The sequence below is a fragment of the Tardiphaga alba genome, assembly GCF_018279705.1.
Classification (GTDB): Bacteria; Pseudomonadota; Alphaproteobacteria; order Rhizobiales; family Xanthobacteraceae; genus Tardiphaga; species Tardiphaga alba.
The window spans coordinates 5,518,834-5,536,878 of record NZ_CP036498.1; the positions used below are offsets into that span (position 1 = coordinate 5,518,834).

Annotated in this window: 15 protein-coding genes; 5 read left to right on the plus strand and 10 right to left on the minus strand. The window is 60.8% G+C overall.

The window, feature by feature from the left end:
* Positions 1-54: 54 nt before the first annotated feature.
* The 3 genes from RPMA_RS26325 to RPMA_RS26335 form a co-directional block, all read right to left on the minus strand.
* A complete protein-coding gene (locus RPMA_RS26325; RefSeq protein WP_211910650.1) occupies positions 55-2,379 on the minus strand; it encodes a TonB-dependent receptor in 2,325 nt (774 codons plus the stop codon).
* A 102-nt stretch (positions 2,380-2,481) separates the two neighbouring features.
* The gene (locus RPMA_RS26330) at positions 2,482-2,697 is read right to left on the minus strand and encodes a hypothetical protein (protein WP_211910651.1); all 216 of its coding nucleotides are present in this window, start codon (positions 2,695-2,697) and stop codon (positions 2,482-2,484) included.
* Positions 2,694-3,833 carry a PepSY-associated TM helix domain-containing protein gene (locus tag RPMA_RS26335; protein ID WP_211910652.1) on the minus strand — a complete coding sequence of 380 codons (1,140 nt, stop codon included), beginning with the start codon at positions 3,831-3,833 and terminating at the stop codon, positions 2,694-2,696. Before RPMA_RS26335 ends, RPMA_RS26330 begins: the two co-directional genes overlap by 4 nt.
* A 279-nt stretch (positions 3,834-4,112) precedes the next feature.
* Between RPMA_RS26335 and RPMA_RS26340 the strand changes: the two genes are divergently transcribed.
* Entirely contained in the window at positions 4,113-4,301 is a 189-nt protein-coding gene (locus RPMA_RS26340; RefSeq protein ID WP_211910653.1) for a hypothetical protein, read from the plus strand.
* A gap of 615 nt (positions 4,302-4,916) precedes the next feature.
* Here the strand turns inward: RPMA_RS26340 and RPMA_RS26345 are convergent.
* The 4 genes from RPMA_RS26345 to RPMA_RS26360 are packed head-to-tail and all read right to left on the minus strand — an operon-like array spanning position 4,917 to position 8,167.
* Entirely contained in the window at positions 4,917-5,852 is a 936-nt protein-coding gene (locus RPMA_RS26345; RefSeq protein ID WP_211910654.1) for an ABC transporter substrate-binding protein, read from the minus strand.
* A gap of 16 nt (positions 5,853-5,868) precedes the next feature.
* Entirely contained in the window at positions 5,869-6,624 is a 756-nt protein-coding gene (locus RPMA_RS26350; protein WP_211910655.1) for an ABC transporter permease, read from the minus strand.
* A complete protein-coding gene (locus RPMA_RS26355; protein WP_211910656.1) occupies positions 6,621-7,400 on the minus strand; it encodes an ABC transporter permease in 780 nt (259 codons plus the stop codon). Before RPMA_RS26355 ends, RPMA_RS26350 begins: the two co-directional genes overlap by 4 nt.
* A complete protein-coding gene (locus tag RPMA_RS26360; RefSeq protein ID WP_249225437.1) occupies positions 7,397-8,167 on the minus strand; it encodes an ABC transporter ATP-binding protein in 771 nt (256 codons plus the stop codon). The genes RPMA_RS26355 and RPMA_RS26360 overlap by 4 nt, the downstream gene beginning before the upstream one ends.
* Positions 8,168-8,471: 304 nt before the next feature.
* Here RPMA_RS26360 and RPMA_RS26365 point away from each other — a divergent pair, with 304 nt between their 5' ends.
* Entirely contained in the window at positions 8,472-9,551 is a 1,080-nt protein-coding gene (locus tag RPMA_RS26365; protein ID WP_211910658.1) for a carbon-nitrogen hydrolase family protein, read from the plus strand.
* Positions 9,548-10,303, plus strand: a complete 756-nt coding sequence (locus RPMA_RS26370) for a GntR family transcriptional regulator (protein WP_211910659.1) — start codon at positions 9,548-9,550, stop codon at positions 10,301-10,303. Before RPMA_RS26365 ends, RPMA_RS26370 begins: the two co-directional genes overlap by 4 nt.
* Positions 10,304-10,391: 88 nt before the next feature.
* Here RPMA_RS26370 and RPMA_RS26375 read toward each other — a convergent pair whose 3' ends face one another.
* From RPMA_RS26375 to RPMA_RS26385, 3 genes are all read right to left on the minus strand, one after another.
* Entirely contained in the window at positions 10,392-12,410 is a 2,019-nt protein-coding gene (locus RPMA_RS26375; RefSeq protein ID WP_211910660.1) for an acetyl-CoA carboxylase biotin carboxylase subunit, read from the minus strand.
* Positions 12,411-12,418: 8 nt separating this feature from the next.
* A complete protein-coding gene (locus tag RPMA_RS26380; protein ID WP_211910661.1) occupies positions 12,419-13,945 on the minus strand; it encodes an acyl-CoA carboxylase subunit beta in 1,527 nt (508 codons plus the stop codon).
* 151 nt (positions 13,946-14,096) lie between these two features.
* The gene (locus tag RPMA_RS26385) at positions 14,097-14,864 is read right to left on the minus strand and encodes a 3-hydroxyacyl-CoA dehydrogenase (RefSeq protein ID WP_211910662.1); all 768 of its coding nucleotides are present in this window, start codon (positions 14,862-14,864) and stop codon (positions 14,097-14,099) included.
* 464 nt (positions 14,865-15,328) lie between these two features.
* Between RPMA_RS26385 and RPMA_RS26390 the strand changes: the two genes are divergently transcribed.
* Complete coding sequence (locus RPMA_RS26390) at positions 15,329-16,519, plus strand: acetyl-CoA C-acyltransferase (RefSeq protein ID WP_211910663.1); 1,191 nt, start codon at positions 15,329-15,331, stop codon at positions 16,517-16,519.
* A gap of 354 nt (positions 16,520-16,873) precedes the next feature.
* Positions 16,874-18,022, plus strand: coding sequence for an acyl-CoA dehydrogenase family protein (locus RPMA_RS26395; protein ID WP_211910664.1), 1,149 nt, complete (start codon positions 16,874-16,876; stop codon positions 18,020-18,022).
* Positions 18,023-18,045 lie beyond the last annotated feature (23 nt).

Sequence of the window (18,045 nt, forward strand, 5' to 3'; positions counted from 1 at the left end):
CGCACGCGCAAAGGCCCAGCCCTTTCGGGCCGGGCCTTCGCCGATATCGCAACCTCAGAAGTCGAACGCAGCCGAGAGGACGTAGGTTCGAGGCGACCCCACCGTGACGAAGGTGCCATAGCCGAGGCTGGCCGTGGTGAGCCAGTAATTCTCTCCGGTGACATTCTCGATATTCGCACGGAAGGTCACGGGCTTGCCGGTCAATGCCGTAGTGGTGTAGCGCGCGCCGAGATCGAGGCGTGTCCAGTCGTCATAGCGCAACAGGTTCGCGTCGGTGAAATAGGCGCCGGCAGTGTAGATCACGCGGCCGTTGAGAGCGAGGCCCGGCACCCACGGCATATCCCAGTCAAGACCAGCCGAAAGAGTTTTGTTCGGTACGCCGGCGGCATCGTTGCCGCGATAGAGGGGATTATCGGGGTCGGTGAGTTCCGGCTTCAGGAAGGTGGCGCTGACCATGCCGCGCAGGCCCGGCAGGATCAAGCCATAGGCATTCAGCTCGACGCCGCGATTACGCTGCTCGCCATTGTAGCTGACGACGGAGGTGGCTGTTCCACCGTCCCGCACATTTGGCCGCATGATCTGAAACACCGCCACGGTGGTGGTGATGCTGCCCCAATCAACCTTGACGCCGGCTTCCTGCTGCTTGGACCTGAAAGGTGCAAGAATCTGTCCGGTGTTGGCGCGCCCCGGGCCGACCTGAATGCCTGGCGACAGACCTTCGGCATAATTCGCGTAAAGCGAAACGTTATGCCAAGGCTTGATGACGAGGCCAGCCAATGGCGTCGTGGCGTCATATTTGGTCAGTGACGAAGTTGGCCCAGTCGTCGGATCGAACCCCTGCTCCTTGATCATCTGGTGACGCACACCAAGCGTGAACAACACTGTGTCGTTCAAAAAGGACAGCGTGTCTGACGCGGCGACGCTCGATAGCGTCCGATCGAGGCTCTTGCCAAGCGCCGGACGGCCGGCATCGATCGTGGGGAGCGGCGACGGGTTGTAGATGTTCGACAGTGCAAAACCGGGGGTGACCGTGTTGTCGAACGATCCGTTATAGCCGTAGCCATCCTCTCGACTGTAACCGCTATAGACGACATTGACAGCGTGGCCGACGAAGCCCGTGTTGAAACGGGCCCTGGCGCCAACATTTCCACTCACCACTTTGCTGTAGAAATCATAGAAGGCATTGTAGGTGGTGAAATCGCCACTGGTAGGAATGCCTGCGAGAGTTCCCGCGAGATTCTGCGCCCCGTTGCCATCGCGATAGCCAATTCCCGCATAGGCCGTCAGCCAATCGGTGACGTCATATTCAAGACCCGACGCGATGGTGTTGTCGCGCTGCTTGAGGTTCGTGTTCGGGAACCAATTGCTGCGTGCATCCGGCGGCCTCGGAATGGAAGTTACATTCGGATCGATGGAAATCTGCGGACGGAAGTTCCTAGTATCGTCGTTCTGCGAGATCGCATCGAGGGTCCAGCGCAGGCGTTCGCCGCGATAGTCGAGCGAAAGCGCCCCGATACCCTGTCGCCAGTTGCTGTTATCGATCGAGGCCTCGCCATTGCGGCCGACGCCGTTGAAGCGGACGCCCCACTCCTTGTTGTCGCCGAAGCGACGGCTGGTCTCCAGATGCAGACCGTAATTCGCCGCACTCAGGAAGAACGGGGTGATGCGCGAGAAATCCTGCTCGGCTGCGCGCTTGGTGACAATGTTGACGCTGCCGCCGACGGTGCCGCCCGGCGCCATGCCATTGACCAGTGCGCCCGGCCCCTTCAGCAATTCGATGCGCTCGATGATCTGCGACGGCACATGATTGGGCGCCGCCAGTCCATAAAGCCCGTTGAGGCCGACATCTTCCGGGCCGACCTGAAAGCCGCGGATCTGCAGCGTGTCGTCGAAACCATTGGCGCCCGTGGTGGCGCGCACCGATGCGTCATTGATCAGCGTGTCGGCGGCCGTGCGGCCCTGCTGGTTCTCGATCAGCTGCGATGTGTAGTTCGTGGTGCTGAACGGCGTGTTCATCACGCTGGTGCTGCCGAGCAGGCCAAGCGTGCCGCCCGTCGCCACCTGGCCGCCGGCATAGGCCGGCGCCGGGGTGCCGATGGTACGGGTCGAGCCCATGGTCGTGACCGGTGCGGCGGGCGGCTGTTCCACGGCCTGGCGGGGCGCCACACGCACGGCGCGCTGCGCCGTGGTGCGGCTACGCACCGTGCGGGCCGGCCGTGCGCGCTGCTGCGGCGAATCGACTGCCACCGGCGGCAAGACACGGATGCCAGCGCTCTGCGCCTGGCTCTCGGACGAGCCGACCGCCGTCATACAGACAGAGAGCGCACCCACTGCCACGCCAAAATACAGACGGTGTTTGACGTTGCCGATCACGTTCATTGCGTCCCCCGATTGCTGCCTTCATGCGTAGGAGGCGCGCGGCGCAGATGCAATCAACGCAACTTAGAATCGATACAAGAACACGGCATGCACAGGAATGCGTTATCGCGGCTTGGCACTGCGCAGAAAATACGCACACAGCAGGATGGGAACGCCAAGCGTCAGCCAGGACAGCGCATCCCATGCGCCATCGCCGACCAGGGCCGAAATCAAGCCGACCGTACTCAAAATGCCGAGCACGAGAGGCATCGCGAATATTTGCCACAAGGTACGTCGCGATGGTCCGCTACTGCGCTGACGCCCGATCTGTTCACTCATGATGGAACCGCCGCCGATGCGCGCGCCGCACTTGCAGCAGGTGATCGCCGCCGGAGCCACAGATAGAGCCCGGTGATCAGCACGACGATGGTGATGATGTCGAGGATCGCCCAGATGATCCGCAGCGGCAGGCCGCCATAGTCACCGAAATGAAGCGGCTGCGAAATCAGCAATGTCTTCACATACCAAGGCGGCTCCGGACTGCCGGCGAATGCGCCGGTGGTGGCGTCGATCAGCACCGGACGGCCGAGCCGCGAGGTCAGCGGTGTGTTGCCGCGCATGAAGATCAGATAATGCGCGCGGCTGCTGAAGGCCGAGCCGGGAAACGCGATGAAGCCGGGCCGCATATCTGGCGCCGCCTCATGCGCGACACGCAGCGCCGCATCGATGGATGTTGGCTGCGCCGGCAGGGGCCGATCCTTGTAGGGCGCGATGATGACGGACAGTTCGTTGAACTGCCAGACCTTGATGACGAGATCCGCCCAGGTATTGATGACGCCGGTGAAGCCGACCACCAGCATCCACACCATCAGCAGGATCCCGGTGAGATTGTGCAGATCGAGCCACCGCACCACCCGCGGCCGCTCGCGGCGATAGGCGCCGAAGGAAAGCTTCCGCATCGACGGCGCATAGACCACGATGCCCGAGATAATCGCCACGCAGAACAGGAACCCCATCAGCCCGAGAAACAGTTTTCCGGGCAGGCCGCCGAACATGTCGGTATGGAGCCGCAGCATGATATTCGTGAAGCGGCCAGAAATATCGGGTGTCTCGAGATAGGCCGCCCGGTAAGCATCGACCCGCGCCAGGCGAAGACTGGCCGGATTGTCGTCCATGGTCTTGCCGATACTGACCAGCATGTTCTGGGGCTCGTCGAAATCCCAGATCAGATAATGCGGGACATGGCCGGGCTCATGCGCGAGTGCTGCGGCGACGACGGCATCGAGCGGCGCGAACGGCGTCCCCTTCTCGACCGGCGCGACCTGCACCTCGTCATGCAGCAGGTGATCGATTTCATGATGGAAGATCAGCGGCAGGCCGGTCACGCACAGCATCAGCATGAACACGGTGCAGATGAGGCTCGACCACTTATGGACGAAACCCCAGCGGCGCAGGGACTTGCTCAAGCTCGACAACCGGGTTGCTCCATTCCTGAATTGTCCCGGCTCCTAGCGCATGTGGCGGGAAATTTGAAGTGGGGCGCGGGAAGGAGAAGCTAGACCGACTGCCTCGACGCACTTTCGGCCTGGCGATCGACGTGCCGGACAATCGCGGCGTAACCCGGCCGGGCAGACCTGAGCTTAAGCGCAGGCCGTTCGACAAGAAACCAGGACACAAGCGCCGGAGAGAAACCTCCGCCATAGCAAATTCGGGCGAGGCCTATCAGCGGGCGCCCCGCGTCATAGTCTTGGGAAATGGCCGACCACGAAAACGACAATTTCGCCAAGGACGACAAAGGCGCCGAGCGGCCATATCCAGCCGGGGCAGCCTTCGCCGAACCATTGTCTGAGAACACGACACATGCGCTCACGGTAGCTTTGGGATCGGGGCCACGCTTCACCCAGTTAGGTGATGCAATCGCTATTCGTCAGCGCGAGCCTTAATCGCGGGCGCTACGGCTGTTTTGCCCCCGGCTACCTTCTGTTCGCGTTGATCAAAGAGACGAATTACAGCAAGACTGAAGCGCACTGAATCATGGGCGCCGACGAAGGGCGCGCCCGCAACTCGACGTATAAGATCGAGAGCTACGATGGACCAGTCAGACGATAGAGCACTTCTCTATCTCGCGGATCCCCCTCGCGGGGAAGGCATGGCGGCGCTCGTCGAACTCAGCAACAGACTTCTATCGCGCTCCCCACGGAGGGAACTCGACGCTCTTGTTTTCACCACCTTGGATCCACTTGGTTCCGACTGTCTTCTCGAAGTTTCCCGCTCGACAATCTATCGTGCAGCAAACGCAGATGATTACGAAGAGACGTCTCCGGCAATATTCTGCTCGACCAACGGCTCGAATGAGTATTTGACGTCGGAAACGACGTCAGCGGCATTCGCCAATACCGAGATGCGATTCTAATCAATGCGACAATAGCGTGGGCAGGGATTACCGAGCTTGAGCGTTCAATGGGTCAAATTTGCTGTTCGATAGATCGCCATTAGTCAGCAGCGGGCGATTTCTCTCGCCCGCCAATAATCGGCAATACCGCCATACGACGTTGCAGCTACTTTACAACGAGATCGCTTGCCTTGATGCCATTGGTGAGAACGTCCTGCTTGTTGAGAACCTCAACCCACCATTCGAGATTGGCCGGCTCCAGCTTCGTCGCCAGATTGGGCATGCCGACGATGGCAAGCGCCTGCGGCGGCAGCTTGGTATATTTCGCGAGAACCTCCATGGCCAGCTTGTTGTCTTCCTTGGCAAGCTTCTCGCCGTCGGCAAGCGCAAGACGCAGCGCGGCCAGCTCTTTCGGATGCTTCTCGGCCCAGCCCTTGGTGGAGATGTAGACGCCGAGCGAAACGCCGGCCGGCGCTTTCTCGTAGACCTTGCCCGCGGGATAGCCGATGCCCTGAGCCACCGTGGTCGTGTAGAACGGGTCGGTCATCACGGCCGCATCGAATTGTCCGGCCTTCATGAGATCCTGCTGCTGCGGAAAGAGCACCTCGACCCACTGGATCTTCTTGTAATCCACCCCGTTCTCCGCAAGCCAGTTCTGTGCCGCGAAGTGCAGGATGTTGTTGAGGCCGCCGATGGCGACCTTCTTGCCGACCAGATCGGCCGGAGTCTTGATGTTACTGCCTGTCCGCGCGACAATTCCGAGATTGCCGAACGTGGGCAACACCGACGCATTGGCGATGGCGACCAACGGCAATCCCGCATCCGCCGACTGAATCAGCGTCGGCGCCGCTCCCGCCAGCACGTCGTACGAGTTGGCGACCAGAGCCGCGATCTGATTCGATCCGGGCGATCCCGCCATCGACACTGGCGTCACTTTGAGACCGTGCTTCTCGAACAGTCCCTGATCCAGCGCCATATAGGCAGCCAGAAAGTCCGACGTCACGGCAAGTCCGAGCTTCAAGCTGTGCTGCGCATGCGCCGACGGCATCGCTGAAAACGCCGCAACTCCGATCGCAATCGCCTTGAACCAATTCCGAAACATGTTGATCCCTTGATAGCTAGATTTGCTTCCATCTCAGCATGTAACGTTCCATGCCGATGATCAGATTGGTGCTGATGAGGCCAAGCAGGCCAAGCACGAGAATTCCGGCGAACAGATTGTCGGCCCGGAACGTCCGGCCTGCATTCAGAATCCACTGTCCGAGACCGCCGACGCCTGCGAGCATCTCGCACACGATCGTCAGGATGAGTGCGATGGTGACGCTCACGCGCATGCCCGCGAGAATGTCCGGAAGGGCGCTCGGCAGCGCGATCTTCCAGACGATATCGAATCTGGACATGCCGAGGGCGGCAGCCACTTCGTAGTGGCGCTCGTCCACCGACTCGAATCCGTAGATCGTCGACAGCAGCGTCGGCCACACCGCGCCGAAGGCGATGACCGTGAGAACCAGGCTGTCGTTCAGGCCGAGCGCGAGGGTGAAAATCGGGATGGTCGCCGAGGCGGGCAACGGCCGCATCAATTCCAGCGTCGGCTGCAGATAGGCGCGAATGGCCGGCGACATTCCGATGATCGAGCCGACCACGATCGCGGCGCAGGACGCTGCGAGCCATCCCCAGAACATGTGAACGATCGTGCGCAGCGCATAGTTGGTGAGAACGCCGCTCTCGAGTCCGCGCGTCAATGCGGTCCACACTCGCTGCGGACTGGGCAGATACACCGGCGACACGACCCGCGCCGCCGCGAGCAGATGCCAGCCGTAAACGACCAGCGCGAGCACGGCGAAGCTCGCTAGCCACCACGCCACGCGCTTCATGGCTTCGCTCCCAGACTGGATGCCGCCGGAAACGCGAAACGCTCGAGTTCGAACAGAAGCCTGCTCAGCGCCCAGCCGATGAATCCGATCCAGATCAGGACCGCCAATGTCAGCGCCGGATTGAGCGCGTTCTGCGCGACGACCATCGCATTGCCGAGACCGAGCGGATTTGTCGTGATCTCGACGGTCACGGCGATGATCAGGGCGAAGCCGACGGCCAGACGGAACGCCAGGAACACGCGCGGCGCGATCGACGGCATGATGAATTTCCGAATTCGCTGAAGCCACGAAAAGCCGAGCGCTTCGGCGACTTCAAACAGGCGGGGCTCGACGCCGAGAATGGCGCTGCGCGAAATCACGAAGACCGGCCACATCGTGCCGAAGGCGACGATGGTAATTTCCGTTGCGAAGCCAAGTCCGGCCACAAGGATGACGAGCGGTATCAGCGCCACGGTCGGGATCGGGCGCAATAATTCGATCAGGGCGGCGAGCAGCCGGTCCAGCGAACGGGACAGGCCGAGCAGCAGGCCAAGCGCGAGACCGAGGCAGGTTCCGATCGCCACGCCGGCTGCCACCGCTAACAGTGTTTCGGCGGTGCTCTGCACCAGGCTGCCGTCCGCCAGCGCGCCGCCGAGCGCGACGACGATGTGGGACGGGAGTGCGACGGTGAGGCTATCAAGTCCCGTCAGACGACCGGCTACTTCCGCGACCACGACGATCGACACCGGAAGCAGGAAGCCGCGCATCATCGGTAACTGCCGGGCCAACGCCGTCATTGCTCGGCGCTCTTCACATAGTCGAAGAGCTGCCGCCTGAGCTTCAGGAATGTCGGATGCTCGCGGGTCGCGATCTGGTCGCGCGGATGCGGCAGATCGACATCGAAGATCTGACCAATGCGGCCCGGATTCGGCTGCAGCGCGATCACGCGGTCCGCAAGATAGATCGCCTCTTCGAGATCGTGCGTCACGAAAAAGACCGTCGTTCCCATCAGCCGGACAAGCTTGAGAACCTCGTCCTGGAGCGTTTGCCGCGTCATCGCGTCGAGCGCGCCGAACGGCTCATCCATCAGGATCATCGAAGGCTGCTGCGCCAGACACCGGGCGATCTGCAATCGCTGCTGCATGCCCCCGGACATCTGCGAAGGATACTTGTCGGCATGCGCGCCGAGGCCCATCATCGTGAGCAGACGCATGATCTCGGGAGCGCGCTCGGCCTTGGGCTTGCCCATCGCTTCCATCGCCAGCTCGACGTTCTTCGCAGCGTTGCGCCAGGGCAGAAGGGCGCGGCCATAGTCCTGAAAGACGATGGCGATGTCCTGCCGCGGCTTGCGGATATCCTGCCCTTGAAACAGGATTCGTCCGGCAGAAGGCGGCGTGAAACCGCCCAGCGTCCGGAGCATCGTCGTCTTGCCACTGCCGGATGGTCCAACGACGCAGACCACCTCGCCCTTCCGGATCGTCAGGTCGATATCGTGAAGGATCGGCCTGCCCTGCAACTCGACATTCAGCTGCCAGAAGCGGATCAGATCGGCTTCGCTAAACACACTCAAAGCCGTGGCAGGCGCCAGCGTCCCCGGACTTCTTACAGATTGTATCGCTCGGACAGACAAGAGATATCACCGCTCATATTGTATCCAATGAACGGGTTATACATGAGGTGCACTGGTGATCGGGCGCAAAGAATCAGCAAAGCTCGTAGCAAAATGTCGATAATATAAGCAAATACCCCTATATTACCTGCATGTTAGCTGATTTTTCCAAATCTTGGAAACGACGAGCTTGATCCGCGTAGACGAGAGTGCTGAATATTCACCGACATCAATGGATACAATGGATCATTAGAAAACCATGTCAGGCTCCTATCCCTTGTTCAAGGCCGCCGCGGTTCAGGCTGGCCCGGTATTTCTCGATCTTGACGCCTCGATTGAAAAGGCATGCGGCTTCATTCGCGAGGCCGGCGCCAATGGCGCCCGCCTGATCGGCTTTCCGGAGTCATACGTGCCGGGCTTTCCGGCCTGGATCTTCAAGGAAGGGCCGATGGGTCACAGCGCCACCCTATTCGGCCGCCTGTACCAGAACGCCGTGGAAATCCCGAGCAAGGCGGTTGCGCGGCTGAGCAAGGCGGCACGCGATGCCCAGATCTATGTCTGCATCAGCGTCACCGAACGCGAACGCGGCTCGCTGTATCTGGCGCAGTTATGGTTCGACCCGAATGGCGACCTGATCGCCAAGCACCGCAAGCTCAAGCCGACCGGACCGGAGCGCTATATCTGGGGAGAAGGCGACGGAAGCATGCTGCCGGTGATTCCTTCTCCGATCGGTAATCTTGGCGGGCTGCTGTGCTGGGAGCATCTTGTGCCGCTGACGTCCGCGGCCATGAGCTTCAAGAACGAACAGGTGCACGTCGCATCCTGGCCGGTCGCCGCATTCGTGCGCGGCGGCCCGTTCGAGGCCATGCTCGATATACGCGAAAAATATATCGGGCCGATCAATCCTGCTGACAATCCGCTTAACCCGCTGGAAGTGATCAGCCGCAATTACGCAATGGCCACGCAGACTTTCGTGCTGATGTGCACCCATGTCATGCTGCAGGACGCCGTCGATGCAATGGCACCCGGTAGCCCGCCCAATACCTATCAGGTAGGCGGTGGCTCGTCCCGCATCATCGCGCCCGACGGCAGTTCGATCGGTGAGAATATCCCCGTCGGCCAGGAAGGCCTTGTCTACGGCAACATCCCGCTCGAGATGGTGATCTACGCGAAGTATATGTGCGATCCGGGCGGACACTATGCCGTCCCTCACATTCTCAGCCTGAACATGAACAACGCCCCTGCGCCGGCCGCCGCCCAAACCGGACAACAGAGCAATCCGGCGCCCATGCGCTATGCCGATATCCAGGAAACGGACCAGGTCGGCGATAGATCATGACCAGGGTCAACGATACCGTCACCACGCGGGGCCAGGCCGTGCTCAGTGCCCTGCGCGATATGGTATTGGCAGGTCGGCTGCCGGCAGGAAGCCGGTTGAACGAGATCGAACTGGCACAAGGCCTCGGTGTCTCGCGAACGCCCGTTCGCGCGGCACTGACCGCCCTGGCAAACCAGGACCTCATCAATTACACGCCGAACAGCGGCTATACGACACGCACCTATTCCGCGCGCGACCTTGAGAACGTCTTCGAGGTCAGGGCGGTTCTTGAGGGGCTGGCCAACCGGCAGGCCGCCGAGGCGGGGCTGTCCACCGAAGCCGAGGACAAGATCAGGGATATTCTGGCGCAAACCGCGACACTGGTGAGCGCCGGCACGTGGTCGACCGACATTTGCGATCGATGGGTCACCCTCAATATATCATTCCACCAAGCCATCAACGAGGCTGCCGGAAATCAACGGCTCCTCGCTTTGCTGGAAAAGTCCCCGGTGCCGGTCATCTATGCCGTACGATATCACTGGTTCACCCTGGATATCGTCAGCAAGGCGCTCGACGATCACGTCCAGATGTTCGAAGTCATCAAAAACCGGCAAATCGGCCGTGCCGAAGCTATCGGGCGTGAGCATATTTACCGGACCACCAAACCGCTGATCGACAAATGGCGCGAATTGGAGCGCTCAAATTCCCACCCAGGTGAAGCGCCGAACGATGTATTGGGATTGCTCTTAGCAACAGCCAAGCCGCTCGATTGAGGACCTCCGGCACGCTCCGCCACTCGGACAAGGACCGGACGTTGTAAACTTTAGATCGCGAACGCGCTTCGCAATGTCCTCTAGCGGCTTATTCGAATTCAAGAATGAGCGCATCCACCGCCAGTGTCGCACCGGCAGCGGCATGGATCTTCTTGACGGTGCCGTCGCGTTCGGCACGCAGCACGTTCTGCATCTTCATCGCCTCCACCACGGCGAGCGTCTCGCCGGCTTTGACGTCCTGGCCTTCGGTCACGGCAATCGAGACCACGAGGCCCGGCATCGGACAGAGCAGCTTCTTGCCTGTATCGGCCTTGACGCCGATCGGCATCAGGCGCGCGGCGGTGGCTTCGGCCTCGGTATAGACATTGACCGCGACCTCAAAACCCTGATGCGCGATGCGGATGCCCGACGCCATCGGGCGCACCTGCATGGCAACGTGATGGCCATCGATGGTGCCATCCCATACCGGCACGCCGGGCTTCCAGGACGACACTACACGATGCGCGGTGCCGGCTTTGCCATCGGCATCGACGAAAGCCACGGTGACGACGTCCCCGTCACGGGCGACATCGAGCAGCACTTCCTCACGCTCGAGCCAGACGGCGCGGCGGCCTGCGCGCACCACCGGACGGCCGATCATCTGGCCGGAGATCTGGCGCTTGCGCTCGCCATAGACGGCATCGACCGCCGCAGCCACCGCAGCGATGCGGCGGGCCACCTCGCCTTCCGGCGCCTTGGCGGCAAAACCGTTCGGAAATTCCTCGGCGATAAAGCCGGTGGAGATATTGCCGCTGCGCCAGCGCGGATGAACCATCAGCGCCGACAGGAACGGGATGTTGTGGCGGATGCCATCGACATAAAAGGCGTCGAGCGCATTGGCCTGCGCATCGATGGCCGCAGCGCGCGACGGCGCGTGGGTGACGAGCTTGGCGATCATCGGATCGTAATAGATCGAGATCTCGCCGCCCTCCTGCACGCCGGTGTCGTTGCGCACGGTAACGCCGCCCTCGACATGGCTTTCGGCCGGCGGGCGATATTTCACCAGACGGCCGATGGACGGCAGGAAGTTGCGGAACGGATCTTCCGCATAGACACGGGACTCGACGGCCCAACCGGTGAGCGTGACATCCTTCTGCGCGATCGCAAGCTTCTCGCCGGCGGCAACGCGGATCATCTGCTCGACGAGATCGACGCCGGTGACGAGTTCCGTCACGGGATGCTCGACCTGCAGGCGGGTGTTCATTTCGAGGAAGTAGAAGCTCTTGTCCTGCCCGGCGACGAATTCGACGGTGCCGGCCGAGTCGTAATTCACAGCCTTGGCGAGGGCCACGGCCTGCTCGCCCATCTTGCGGCGGGTGGCCTCATCGAGCAGCGGCGACGGCGCTTCCTCGATGACCTTCTGGTTGCGGCGCTGGATCGAGCATTCACGCTCGCCGAGATAGATCACATTGCCATGCTTGTCGCCCAGCACCTGGATTTCGATGTGGCGAGGATCGACGATGAACTTTTCGATGAAGACGCGATCGTCGCCGAACGAGGCCTTGGCTTCGGCCTTGGCGAGATTGAAACCTTCGGCGACTTCAGCGGTCGAATGCGCGATGCGCATGCCCTTGCCGCCACCGCCGGCGGACGCCTTGATCATCACGGGATAGCCGATCTCGTCGGCAATCTTCACCGCATGCTTGTCGTCCTCGATGACGCCGAGATGGCCGGGCACCGTGGAGACCTTGGCGGCAGCCGCCGCCTTCTTGGATTCGATCTTGTCGCCCATCGCCGCGATGGCGCCGGGGTTCGGGCCGATGAAGACGATGCCGGCCGCTTCCAGCGCGCGCGGGAACGCCTCGCGCTCGGACAGGAAGCCGTAACCGGGATGCACCGCTTCGGCGCCGGTCTTCTTGCAGGCCTCGACGATCTTCTCGATCAGGAGATAACTCTCGGCGGCCGCCGGCGGGCCGATGAACACGGCCTCGTCCGCCATCTCCACATGCAGCGCATCGCGGTCCGCTTCGGAATAGACGGCGACCGTCTTGATCCCCATCTTGCGGGCGGTCTTGATGACCCGGCAGGCGATCTCGCCGCGATTGGCGATCAGAATTTTTTTGAACATTGCTTGGCTCACAACGGCATATTGTCGTGCTTCTTCATCGGCACTTCCACATGCTTGTCCTTCAGCATGGCCAGCGCGCGGGCGATGCGCTTGCGGGTGGAGTGCGGCATGATCACGTCGTCGATATAGCCGCGCTCGGCGGCCACGAAAGGCGACAGGAAGCGGTCTTCATATTCCTTGGTGCGCGCGGCGATCTTGTCGACGTCGCCGATATCCCCGCGGAAGATGATTTCCACAGCGCCTTTCGCGCCCATCACCGCGATCTGGGCGGTCGGCCAGGCATAGTTCATGTCGGCGCCGATTTCCTTCGACGCCATCACGTCGAACGCGCCGCCATAGGCCTTGCGGGTGATCACGGTGACCAGCGGCACGGTGCACTGGCTATAGGCGAACAGCAGCTTTGCGCCATGCTTGATGAGGCCGCCATATTCCTGCGCGGTGCCCGGCAGGAAGCCCGGCACGTCGACGAAGGTCACGATCGGAATATTGAACGCATCGCAGAAGCGCACGAAGCGCGCCGCCTTGCGCGAGGCGTCGGAGTCGAGCACGCCGGCCAGCACCATCGGCTGGTTGGCGACGAAGCCCACGGTCTTGCCGGCGATGCGGCCGAAACCGGTGACGATGTTCTTCGCAAACGTATCCGCGAGTTCGAAGAAGTCGCCCTCGTCCACGACCTTCAGGATCAGTTCCTTGATGTCATAGGGCTTGTTGGGATTGTCGGGGATCAGCGTATCGAGGCTGTCATCGGTGCGCTCGATGTCGTCGAAGCTCGGCCATTCCGGCGCGCCGGCGGTGTTGTTCGACGGCAGGAAGTCGATCAACCGGCGCATCTGCAGCAGCGTCTCGACATCGTTCTCGAAGGCGCCATCGGCGATCGAGGATTTTGTGGCATGCACGCTGGCGCCGCCGAGTTCTTCAGCGGTGACGACCTCGTTGGTGACGGTCTTCACCACATCCGGGCCGGTGACGAACATGTAGCTGGTGTTCTTCACCATGAAGATGAAGTCGGTCATGGCCGGCGAATAGACGTCGCCGCCGGCGCATGGGCCCATGATGACGGAGATCTGCGGGATCACGCCCGAGGCCTGCACGTTGCGGCGGAACACGTAGGAGTAGCCCGCAAGCGCGGCAACACCTTCCTGGATGCGCGCGCCACCGGCGTCATAGAGGCCGATGATCGGCGCGCGCGCCTTCATGGCCATGTCCTGGATCTTGGTGATCTTCAGCGCATGGGTCTCGGACAGCGAGCCGCCGAACACGGTAAAGTCCTTGGCGAAGACGAAGATCTTGCGGCCATTGACGGTGCCCCAGCCGGTGACAACACCGTCACCCGGAATTTTGGACTTATCCATGCCAAATTCCACGGAGCGGTGTTCGACGAACATGTCGAACTCCTCGAAGGATCCCTTGTCCAGCAGCAGCTCGATGCGCTCGCGGGCGGTCAGTTTGCCCTTTGAGTGCTGCGACTCGATACGCTTCTCGCCACCGCCGAGTTTTGCGCCGGCGCGGCGCGCTTCTATTGTTTGATTGTTCATTCGATTTTACGACGTCCACGGCTACGAGGCGTTCCGCTGATTGCTTTGCAGATGACCATGAAGGACGTGCGGCCTCTCACAAGGTTCTAAGGTTGTGGCGCAAGAATGCCGATGTCGGCCACAACGGCTTCGTCACGCTCGGCGATACGCCTCAGCGCGGCGCCATCCGAAGAGCGCCGTCCAACCGGATGACCTCGCCATTCAACATCACATTCTCGATGATGCTTGCGACCAGTTCGGCGAATTCTGCGGGCCTGCCCAATCGTGACGGGAATGGCACGCTCTTGCCGAGCGATTCTCGAACCTCCGGCGGCATTCCCGCCATCATCGGCGTTTCAAAGATGCCCGGCGCAATCGCCGCCACCCGGATCCCGTATCGCGCCAGCTCGCGAGCCGCCGGCAAAGTGAGTCCGACGACACCCGCTTTCGACGCGGCATAGGCCGCCTGCCCGATCTGACCATCATAGGCTGCGACAGACGCAGTGTTGATGATCACACCTCGCTCGCCATCTTCGCCTTGCTCGCGTGTCACCAGCTTTGCTGCAGCCAAGCGCAGCATATTGAACGTGCCGACGAGGTTTATATTGATCGCACGAGAGAAACTATCGAGACTGTGGGGGCCGGTCCGGCCGACGATTTTCTCGCCGGGAGCGACACCGGCACAGTTCACGAGACCATCGAGGCCGCCGAATTCTTGCACCGCGAGGTCAATCGCTGCTGATGCTTCGGTCTCGCTGGTCACATCGGCTCTCGCGACCACGCAGTTGCGGCCGATCTCCGCGGCAAGCGCGTGGAGGGTATCTTCGCGGATATCGACCAGGCCTACCTTTGCGCCCCGCGCGACCAGCATACGTGCCACTGCAGCACCGAGTCCCGAACCCGCACCCGTCACAACGAATGCCCGACCATCAATCTTCATCTTTGCTCCCCGTCTCGCGCACGAAACCGATCTCGCTTGCGCCTATCCTGCTGCAGGACCGCAGCTGGCGACAAGGTCGAAGGGCTTTGACGTTCACATGTTGTCCAAGCTCTGAGAGCGACCGTCGAGCGCCAAATCTGACAAACTCCTTAGCGATTTTGATCAATCGCGACGACACGTCCACGCTTCTGAACTGCGGCCGACAAGGCACGCCCCCGCGTCTCGGTGTGTCAATTTGCCAAGGACTTTGATCGGCAAGGCCATGATCCATGGCGCCCCACCGGCATAGTGTCGAGCCAACTCACGGAAGTTGAGCATGGAGCGTCGATCATCATCGCCAAATCCTGAAGACGAGGTGCTGAATGTCCCCATCCGTCCCTTTTTCCGTTCGAGATTTGATGACCACCGACCTGCGAAGAATTCGGCGTGCGTGGTCGATACAATAGAAAAGGCGAGCTCGCGATATGAAGTATGAAGATCCAATTGTTATCACCAGCATCGCCCGCACCCCGTTGGCCGGCTTCATGGGCGAACTGAGCAGTTTTACTGCACCCGACCTCGGAGGCCGGGCAATCAAAGCAGCTGTTGAACGCAGCTCTTTAGCATCGGATGACATCGACGAAGTTATTTTTGGATGCGTTTTGTCTGCAGGACAAGGACAGGCCCCTGCCCGACAGGCAGCGATGAATGCCGGGCTCGCCAAGAGCACGCCTTGCTCGACTTTAAACAAAATGTGTGGATCGGGGATGAAGGCGATCATGCTTGCCCACGATCTGCTGAAAGCAGATAGCGCGACGATTGCCGTGGCCGGCGGGATGGAGAGCATGAGCAACGCGCCATATCTTCTCGACCGAGCACGGGGTGGCTATCGCATGGGTCATGGCAAAGTCGTCGATCACATGTTTCTGGATGGCCTGGAAGACGCTTACGACCGTGGCCGCCTCATGGGAACCTTCGCAGAAGACTGCGCGGAAAGTTTTGGCTTCGATCGCGCCTCTCAGGATGCGTTCGCTCTCGCGTCTCTCGAACGCGCGCGTGCGGCTGCGGAGAACGGCGCTTTCGCTGCCGAAATCGTGCCCGTAGAGCGGACCGATCGGTCGTCGACCTCTGTCATTGATCGAGACGAGCAACCCATAAAAGCCAAACTCGACAAGATCCCGATGCTGAAACCTGCCTTTCGAGACGGCGGCACTGTGACTGCGGCCAACAGCTCGTCGATATCTGACGGTGCGGCGGCACTGGTCCTGATGCGCCAGTCGCAAGCGGAACTGCGCGGCCTGAAACCTCTCGCAGCGATCCGAGGACACGCGTCTTTCGCTGATCTGCCCAACCTTTTCCCGACCGCGCCTGTCGGCGCGATCAAGACGTTGATTTCCCGCATCGACTGGTCGCTGGATCAGATCGACCTGTTCGAGATCAATGAAGCTTTTGCCGTCGTTGCGATGGCCGCCATGCAGGAGCTGCAACTTTCTCACGCGAAGGTCAACGTCAATGGAGGGGCCTGCGCGCTCGGACATCCGATCGGAGCATCCGGAGCACGGATCGTGGTCACGCTGCTTTCTGCAATGATCAAGCGAGACGCTCGACGCGGAGTCGCCGCTGTCTGCATTGGGGGGGGAGAAGCCACGGCGATCGCGCTGGAGCGCTTGCGTTGAGCGTTGCGAATGCCGGCCATTAAGTGGCCGTCCGGCCAATCTGGTTTGGATCGACACGCGCATCACGCATGACCGACGCCAGCTAACAACTCGATCTCATCGCTTGAAGTCGCTGCATCAAGCACTCGATTAAAGCTCGTCGGCTCGGAAGAAACGGCCAATCGTTTTGAAATTTGCAGGCATACCGGTTTTAGGCGATCGCGGGCACTGTGTCGGTATCGGGTCAATGATGTCACTGTTTGTCGAAGGGCGCGGCCCGCTTGCGTGGTGCCGCATCATAAGACGTCATGGGACCAACGAGAAACTGATCAGCTTTTAGTGCGAGCGGACCAGATAGGCAGCGAGGGAACGAATATGGACTTCGAACTTACAAAAGCGCAATTGGACCTCCAGGAGAGAGCGCGCACGTTTATCGACACGGAGGTCCTCCCCCATTACAAAACCTGGCCCATCACAGCGCCAGAATATAGTCCTGAACTGACCTCTCATCTGAAGAAGAAGTTGCAGGAATTTGGCCTGTCGAAGCTCGTGATTCCGAAGGAATATGGTGGCCAAGGGCTCGGCGCCATGGAGGACGTGATCGTCCTGACCGAGTTCGCAAGATCGCCGCGCCGCGTTCCCGGATCGCATTTCGCTCCTTGGCCGATCCTTTATCAGGCGTCTGACGCGATCAAGAAGAAGTATCTATATCCGGTGATCGAAGGCAGCACGACCTGGTCGATGTGCTTCACTGAACCGGAAGCCGGCTCCGACCTCGCTCGGATCAAGACGACAGCGGTCAAGAAGGGCGATCACTACGTCATCAACGGTCGCAAGATGTGGCGCACGGGCCATCACGGCGCCTCTTATACGGCAGTGGCTGCGGTGACCGATCCCTCGAAGGGACATCGCGGCATCAGCGTATTCCTGGTCGACAATAATTCCCCCGGCTTCGGTAAGGTCCGCGATATTCCGGTCATCGCCCGGCAGTGGGGCATCGAGGAGGAAGTGAAGCTGGAGGACGTCGTCGTTCCAGCGGAAAACCTGCTCGGGGAAGAAGGAGCGGGCTTTGCCATCGCGCAACATCAGTTCAACCGGTTCCGCCTTCGTCTAGGTGGCGTCGCGCTGGGCATGGCCTTGCGCAGCCAGGAACTGGCGATCGACTGGGCGAAGAATCGTGAGGTTTTCGGCGGAAAACTGGGTGACAATCAAGCCATCCAATGGATGCTGACCGACTCCCAATATGACATCGAGTCGATCCGTTGGAACACCTATTATGCCGCCTGGCTTGTAGACCGCGGCGGCTTCGCGGCAGCTCGCCTTCCCGCATCGATGGTCAAAGGATATTGCATCGACGCCGGAATGAGAGTCGTCGATCGCGCGATGCAAATCCTCGGCGGGCGAGGTCTTGCAATCGACGATTATCCGTTCAGTGACTTCTACAACCACTTGCGGATGTGCAAGCAGATGGAAGGATCGACCGAGATCATGAAGATCGTGATGGCTCGCGAGATCCTCAAATAGATCGTGGGATCCTCGGAGGGACC

Bases quoted from the DNA above. Each gene is read 5' to 3' on its own strand.
- RPMA_RS26325 (WP_211910650.1), bottom strand. From the start codon at position 2,379: ATGAACGTGATCGGCAACGTCAAACACCGTCTGTATTTTGGCGTGGCA.
- RPMA_RS26330 (WP_211910651.1), bottom strand. From the start codon at position 2,697: ATGAGTGAACAGATCGGGCGTCAGCGCAGTAGCGGACCATCGCGACGT.
- RPMA_RS26340 (WP_211910653.1), top strand. From the start codon at position 4,113: ATGGCCGACCACGAAAACGACAATTTCGCCAAGGACGACAAAGGCGCC.
- RPMA_RS26345 (WP_211910654.1), bottom strand. From the start codon at position 5,852: ATGTTTCGGAATTGGTTCAAGGCGATTGCGATCGGAGTTGCGGCGTTT.
- RPMA_RS26350 (WP_211910655.1), bottom strand. From the start codon at position 6,624: ATGAAGCGCGTGGCGTGGTGGCTAGCGAGCTTCGCCGTGCTCGCGCTG.
- RPMA_RS26355 (WP_211910656.1), bottom strand. From the start codon at position 7,400: ATGACGGCGTTGGCCCGGCAGTTACCGATGATGCGCGGCTTCCTGCTT.
- RPMA_RS26365 (WP_211910658.1), top strand. From the start codon at position 8,472: ATGTCAGGCTCCTATCCCTTGTTCAAGGCCGCCGCGGTTCAGGCTGGC.
- RPMA_RS26370 (WP_211910659.1), top strand. From the start codon at position 9,548: ATGACCAGGGTCAACGATACCGTCACCACGCGGGGCCAGGCCGTGCTC.
- RPMA_RS26375 (WP_211910660.1), bottom strand. From the start codon at position 12,410: ATGTTCAAAAAAATTCTGATCGCCAATCGCGGCGAGATCGCCTGCCGG.
- RPMA_RS26380 (WP_211910661.1), bottom strand. From the start codon at position 13,945: ATGAACAATCAAACAATAGAAGCGCGCCGCGCCGGCGCAAAACTCGGC.
- RPMA_RS26385 (WP_211910662.1), bottom strand. From the start codon at position 14,864: ATGAAGATTGATGGTCGGGCATTCGTTGTGACGGGTGCGGGTTCGGGA.
- RPMA_RS26390 (WP_211910663.1), top strand. From the start codon at position 15,329: ATGAAGTATGAAGATCCAATTGTTATCACCAGCATCGCCCGCACCCCG.
- RPMA_RS26395 (WP_211910664.1), top strand. From the start codon at position 16,874: ATGGACTTCGAACTTACAAAAGCGCAATTGGACCTCCAGGAGAGAGCG.